Origin of the sequence: Cellulomonas hominis, assembly GCF_901521055.1 — a bacterium.
GTDB classification, from domain to species: domain Bacteria; phylum Actinomycetota; class Actinomycetes; order Actinomycetales; family Cellulomonadaceae; genus Cellulomonas; species Cellulomonas endometrii.
This window is the reverse complement of the sequence record NZ_CABEGA010000030.1, coordinates 47,953-53,952: the sequence shown is the minus strand read 5'-3', so window position 1 is coordinate 53,952 and position 6,000 is coordinate 47,953. Positions and strand designations below refer to the sequence as shown.

At 75.9% G+C, this 6,000-nt stretch carries 6 protein-coding genes and 1 tRNA gene; all 7 read left to right on the top strand.

Features of this window, described 5'->3' with window-relative positions:
* A partial coding sequence (locus tag KJP73_RS09260) for an FtsB family cell division protein (RefSeq protein WP_249669252.1) occupies positions 1-765 on the top strand: 765 nt, incomplete at its 5' end.
* Positions 766-899: 134 nt separating this feature from the next.
* On the top strand, positions 900-1,409 hold the full coding sequence (locus KJP73_RS09255) for a DUF501 domain-containing protein (protein WP_213282523.1): 510 nt from the start codon (positions 900-902) through the stop codon (positions 1,407-1,409).
* Positions 1,410-1,462: 53 nt separating this feature from the next.
* Complete coding sequence (locus KJP73_RS09250) at positions 1,463-2,434, top strand: Ppx/GppA phosphatase family protein (protein WP_283770228.1); 972 nt, start codon at positions 1,463-1,465, stop codon at positions 2,432-2,434.
* 267 nt (positions 2,435-2,701) lie between these two features.
* The gene (locus KJP73_RS09245) at positions 2,702-3,028 is read left to right on the top strand and encodes a PadR family transcriptional regulator (protein ID WP_213282511.1); all 327 of its coding nucleotides are present in this window, start codon (positions 2,702-2,704) and stop codon (positions 3,026-3,028) included.
* Entirely contained in the window at positions 3,025-4,203 is a 1,179-nt protein-coding gene (locus KJP73_RS09240; protein WP_213282510.1) for an HAAS signaling domain-containing protein, read from the top strand. The genes KJP73_RS09245 and KJP73_RS09240 overlap by 4 nt, the downstream gene beginning before the upstream one ends.
* Before the next feature lie 80 nt (positions 4,204-4,283).
* Positions 4,284-5,798: an NAD(P)/FAD-dependent oxidoreductase gene (locus tag KJP73_RS09235; RefSeq protein WP_213282509.1), complete on the top strand. Its 1,515-nt coding sequence runs from the start codon at positions 4,284-4,286 to the stop codon at positions 5,796-5,798.
* A gap of 109 nt (positions 5,799-5,907) precedes the next feature.
* Positions 5,908-5,981, top strand: a tRNA-Leu gene (locus KJP73_RS09230).
* Positions 5,982-6,000: the final 19 nt, after the last annotated feature.

The following is a 6,000-nucleotide window of genomic DNA, read 5'->3' as shown; positions in this document are numbered from 1 at the left end:
CCGGCGTCCCGCAGCACCCCGGCCCCGCAGCAGAGCGTCCCCCGGCCCGCGTCCCCGCGCCCGGCCGCCTCGCGCGCCCGCTCCACGCCGTCGTCCGCGCCCCGCCCGGCGTCCCGTCCCAGCAGCTCCCGCCCCGCCGGCGGGCCGGGCGGCGGTCCGGGTGGCGGTCCGGGTGGCCGCGGCTCCGACCGGCGGTCCGGTCGTGCGGAGACCGTGCAGCAGCGCGTCCCCCGGCTGTTCACCGTCCGCGCGCTCGTGATGCTGCTGGTGCTGTCCATCGCCTTCGTCCTGGTGTTCCCGACGCTGCGCCAGTACCTCGACCAGCAGGTCGAGCTCGAGCAGCTGCGCGCCGAGGTCGCCCGGGCGGAGCAGGACAACGAGGACCTGCAGGCCGAGCTCGACCGCTGGTCGGACCCCGCGTACGTGGAGGCGCAGGCCCGCGAGCGGCTGGCGTTCGTGATGCCGGGCGAGCGGGCGCTCCGCGTCGCCGACCCGGAGGTCGTCCCGGAGGCCCCGGCCACCGAGGAGACGCTCCCGGGGCCGGCCGCGGTCGACACCGAGGACCCGACGCGGCCCTGGTACGCCCAGGTGTGGGACTCCGTGCAGGTCGCGGGCGTCGCCGGCACCGGCGGGACGGCGCCGTCCCCGGACCCGGCGACCTCGGGGGAGAATGGGCCGGTGCCGGCCGACGGCACCGACGGCTCCGGCTCCGCGGCGACCGACCCCGCGACCGGTTCCGCGACCGGGGGCGCGACGGCGCCCTGACGCCGTTCGACGACCGCCCGACCCGCGAGGACCCCGTGACCGACCTGCCCACCACCCCGGCCGTGCCCACCCCGGACCCCGCGGTGCCGGACGACGCTGCTGCGCGCGTCGGCACGCTGCCCGACCCGGCCGACGTGCCGCGCGCGCGGCGCGACGCCCCCGAGGTGACCGACGCCGACCGGGAGGTCCTGCGCGAGCAGCTCGGCCGGCCGGCTCGCGGCGTGGTGGGGGTCGCGGCGCGGTGCGTGTGCGGCCGGCCGCTCGTGGTCCGCACGGCGCCCCGGCTGGACGACGGCACGCCGTTCCCGACGACGTACTACCTGACGTGCCCGCCGGCCGTCGGTGCGGTCAGCACGCTGGAGGCGGGCGGCCTGATGAAGGAGCTGACCGCGCGGGTGCAGGCCGAGCCGGAGCTCGCGGCGGCCTACCGGCGGGCGCACGAGGCGTACCTCGCGGACCGCGCCGAGCTCGGCGAGGTGCCGGAGATCGCCGGCATCTCGGCGGGCGGGATGCCGACCCGCGTGAAGTGCCTGCACGTGGTCGTCGGGCACGCGCTGGCCGCCGGGCCGGGCGTGAACCCGGTCGGCGACGAGGTGCTGCTGCGGCTGCGCGAGGTGTGGCGCCCGGACCGCTGCACCTGCTGACGCCGGGCCCGGCTCGGCGCGCGGCCCGTGCCCGGGATGGGAGGATGGTCCGCGTGACGCGTGTGGCTGCCATCGACTGCGGGACCAACTCGATCCGGCTCCTGGTGGCCGACGTCGACGTGACCGCCGGGACCCTGACGGACCTCCACCGCCGGATGGAGGTCGTCCGGCTCGGGCAGGGCGTGGACCGCACCGGCCGGATCGCCCCCGAGGCGATGGCCCGGACCCTGGACGCCACCCGCCGCTACGCGCAGGTCTGCGAGGAGCTCGGTGTCGAGGCCGTGCGGTTCGTCGCCACCAGCGCGTCGCGGGACGCCGAGAACCGCGACGAGTTCGTCGCGGGGGTCCGCGAGGCGCTGGGCGTCGAGCCCGAGGTCGTCGGCGGCGTCGAGGAGGCCGCGCTGTCGTTCCGCGGCGCGACCGGCGTGCTGGGCGGCCGGCACCCGGGGCCGTTCCTCGTGGTGGACCTGGGCGGCGGCTCGACCGAGGTCGTCCTGGGCGAGCAGACGCCGGAGGCCGCGTACTCGATGGACGTCGGGTGCGTGCGGATCACCGAGCGGCACCTGCAGTCCGACCCGCCGACCGCCGCGGAGATCGCGGCAGCCGAGGCCGACGTCCGGGCGGCGCTCGACGTCGCGGCGCAGCACGTCCCGTTCGGGCGCACCGCCACCCTGGTGGGCCTCGCGGGGTCGGTGACCACCGTGACCGCGCACGCGCTGCGGCTGCCCGCCTACGACTCCGCGGCGATCGACGGCTCGGTGCTGACCGTCGAGGAGGTCGTGGCGGCGTGCGACGACCTGCTCGAGCGGGACCGGGCGTCCCGCGCGGCGCTCGGGTTCATGCACCCGGGCCGGGTGGACGTCATCGGCGCCGGCGCCCTGGTGTGGCGGGCCGTCGTGCAGCGCGTCCGCGCCGAGGTCGAGGCCGCGGGCGGCACGCTGACCGACGTGGTGACCTCGGAGCACGACATCCTCGACGGCATCGCCTGGAGCGTCGCCGAGCGCGTCGCCGCCCCCACCGCCTGACGCAGGCGCCGCCCGCGCACCGACCCGCCGGGCCCTGACCGCGACGTCCTGCGCCTGCCCGCCGCGGCGCGCCCGCCGCCACTTCGGCGAACACGCGGTATCGAGTTTCGCCCGGTACCGCGCATTCTGTACTACCGTGTGTGCTGCGGGAGCCGAGGAGGGTCGGCTCCCGCGCCAGGCAGCCGGTGGCGCGACGGAAGCAGGGGGCCCGTCGCGCCACCGGACGAGGAGCGGCCGCTGTGCGGCCGTCGGTGACGCGGAGGCCCGATGGACACGACCCAGCTGCTCAAGGGGGTGCTCGACGTCGCCGTGCTCGCCGTCGTCGCCGAGGAGGACGGCTACGGCTACGACGTGGTCCGCCGCCTGCGCGCCGCCGGCCTCACCGAGGTCGGGGACGCCTCCGTCTACGGGACGCTCCGCCGCCTGTACTCCCAGGGCGCGCTGACGTCCTACGTGGTGCCCAGCGACGAGGGCCCGCACCGCAAGTACTACGGGATCAACGCGCAGGGCCGGGCCATGCTCGCCGCCCAGCGCACGGACTGGCGCGAGTTCGCGGGGACGATGGCGCGCCTGCTCGAGGGGGAGGCAGCGTGAACGGGACCGCACCGACGCAGGACGAGGCGGTGCGCGTGGCCGTCGGCCGGTACGCCGCCGACGTCCGCCGGCACCTCGCCGACCTCCCCCCGGACCAGGTCGACGACCTGACGGACGGCCTGGAGGCGGACCTCACCGACGCGCTGTCGGACGCGCCGGCCGGGGCCGTCGAGGGGTCGGCCGTCGACCTCACGTCGCGGTTCGGCGACCCGCACGGCTACGCGCAGGAGCTCCGCGCGGCGGCCGGGCTGCCGGACGAGGGCACGACGGGCGCCCGGCCGTGGCCGGACCGGTGGAGCCGCGTGGGCGGCAGCGTCGCCGCCGGGTGGCGGCGGACCGCGGTGGTCGTGCGGCGGCAGCCGTGGGCGGCCCCGGTCGCCGGTGCGGCCCGCGACCTGAGCCCGTTCTGGTGGGCGGCCCGCGGGTGGATCGCGTACCAGGCGCTCATGTGGGTGGCCTCCGAGTCGAGCGTCCTCTTCTGGCGCGTGCGTCCGGAACGCGACGGCGTCCCGGGCCGCGCGCTGCACTGGGCGCTGCTGCTCGTCCTGGTCGCCGTGTCCGTGCAGTGGGGCCGCGGCCGGTGGGGCGCGGCGCAGCTGCCGTGGCTGTCGCGCGCGGCGACCGCGGGTGCCCTGGTGCTGCTGGTCCCGGTCGCGGTGTTCACCTACGAGTCCCGCTTCTACGCCTCGGCGGCGAGCGACGTGCGGTACGTGGAGATCCCCGGCGCGACGATCCAGCCGGACGACGGCGTGTGGGTCGACGGGATGCAGGTGAGCAACCTGTTCGTCTACGACGCCGACGGCAACCCGCTCTCGGACGTGCAGGTCTACGACGACCGCGGGCGCCCGGTGCGCGCGACGGCCGACGAGGGCCTGGGGTCGTGGTCGCTGCCGGGCGTCGACGAGCCGTGGACGTTCGTGCCCTCGCAGGACGAGGACGGCCGCAGGCGGTGGAACGTGTACCCGCTGCAGGGTGCGCCGACGTCGTCGTTCGCGTTCTCGGGCGACGGCTCGGCCCCCCGGCTGGACGAGGCGCCGCGGACCCCGCCGCGCCCGTTCGCGAAGGCGCCCGCGCTGGTCCCCTCGCCGGCGGACGGAACGGGTGCGAGCCCCGACCAAGGTCCCGGACCGGGCGCGACCGAGACGCCGGTGACCGGGCCGACCGCCGCTCCCTGACCGCGGATCTGGGACCTTGTGCCCAGAATCACGTGCGCTCAGGTCGCTTTCAACAAGTCATGGGACGTACCGTTGGACCCATGTCTGAGACGACCGTCACGACCCCCGCGCCGCAGTCCGGGACCAAGTCCCGCAAGGTGCCGCGCATCGTCATCCTCGGCGGCGGGTCTGTGGGGCTGTACGCCGCCCGCCGGCTGCGCCGTCGCCTGGGCAACCGCGAGGCCGCCATCGTCGTGGTCGACCCGCGCCCCTACATGACCTACGCGCCGTTCCTCCCCGAGGCGGCCGCCGGCTCGATCGACGCCCGCTACGTCGTCGCGCCGCACCACCGCGCGCTCAAGGGCATCGACTCGCTGCAGGGCAAGGTCTCCGAGATCCGGCACGCGGACCGCAGGGTCCAGATCACGCCCGAGGAGGGCGAGCCGTACTGGATCACGTACGACCACCTGATCGTCGGCCTCGGCTCGGTCGCCCGCACGCTGCCCATCCCGGGGCTCGCGGAGCAGGCCATCGGCTTCAAGAACGTCGAGGAGGCCATCGCCGTCCGTAACCACGTCCTGGGCCGGATCGACCGCGCGTCGTCCACCTGGGACCCGGAGCTGCGCCGCCGGATGCTGACCTTCACGTTCGTCGGCGGCGGCTTCGCCGGCGTCGAGGCGATCGCCGAGGTCGAGGACATGGCCCGCGACGCGGTCAAGCAGTACCCGTCGCTGAGCGCGGACGACCTGCGGTTCGTGCTGGTCGAGGGCTCGCGCCGCATCCTCCCGGAGGTCTCCGAGGAGCTCGGCGGGTACACGCTCGAGCAGCTGCGCAAGCGCAAGATCGAGGTCTTCCTGTCGACGTTCCTCAACTCGTGCGTCGACGGCCACGTCGTGCTGTCCGACAAGACGGAGTTCGACTCCGAGACGATCGTCTGGACCGCGGGCGTCAAGGCGAACCCGGTGCTGCAGAACTCCGACCTGCCGCTGGACAAGATGGGCCGCGTCATCACGCTGCCGACGCTCCAGGTGGCGGACGCCGAGGGCAACGTCGTGCCGGACGCCTACGCCGCCGGTGACTGCGCCGCGGTGCCGGACCTGTACAACCCGGGCTCGTTCTGCCCGCCGAACGCCCAGCACGCGATCCGCGAGGGCGCGCACCTGGCGGAGAACCTGGCGCGGGTGCTGCGCAGCGCCGAGCCGACGCCGTACAAGCACAAGAACATCGGCGCCGTCGCGTCGCTCGGCATGTACAAGGGCGTCGCGCAGTTCCTCGGCAAGATCAAGGTCCGTGGCGTCTTCGCGTGGGTCCTGCACCGGTCGTACCACGTCATGGCGATGCCGACCCTGAACCGCAAGGTCGCGATCATGGCGGGCTGGACCTCCAGCCTGCTGTGGCGCCGGGAGACCGTCGCGCTCGGCTCGATCCACGACCCGCGCGCGGAGTTCCGCGCCGCGTCCGTGCCGCCGAAGCCGCGCGTCGAGGCGCCCGCCGCGGCCCCGGCCACGGCGGAGGACCACTCCCCGGTGCCGAGCTCCGAGGTCAAGCCGAGCGGTGCGGGCAAGGCCGACGACACCTCCGCCGCCGACAGCGCGTCGGCGAAGACCAAGGCCTGACGCCGCCGGCACCCGGCCGCACCACGACGCCCGTCCACCTCGCGGAGGTGGGCGGGCGTCGTCGCGTCCGGCACCGGCGCGCCCCGGCGCTGGTGGCAGGATGAGCGCGGCCCCCGTAGCCCAACCGGCAGAGGCAGCCGGCTTAAACCCGGCCCAGTGCGGGTTCGAACCCCGCCGGGGGCACCCGCGCACCGGGCACGTT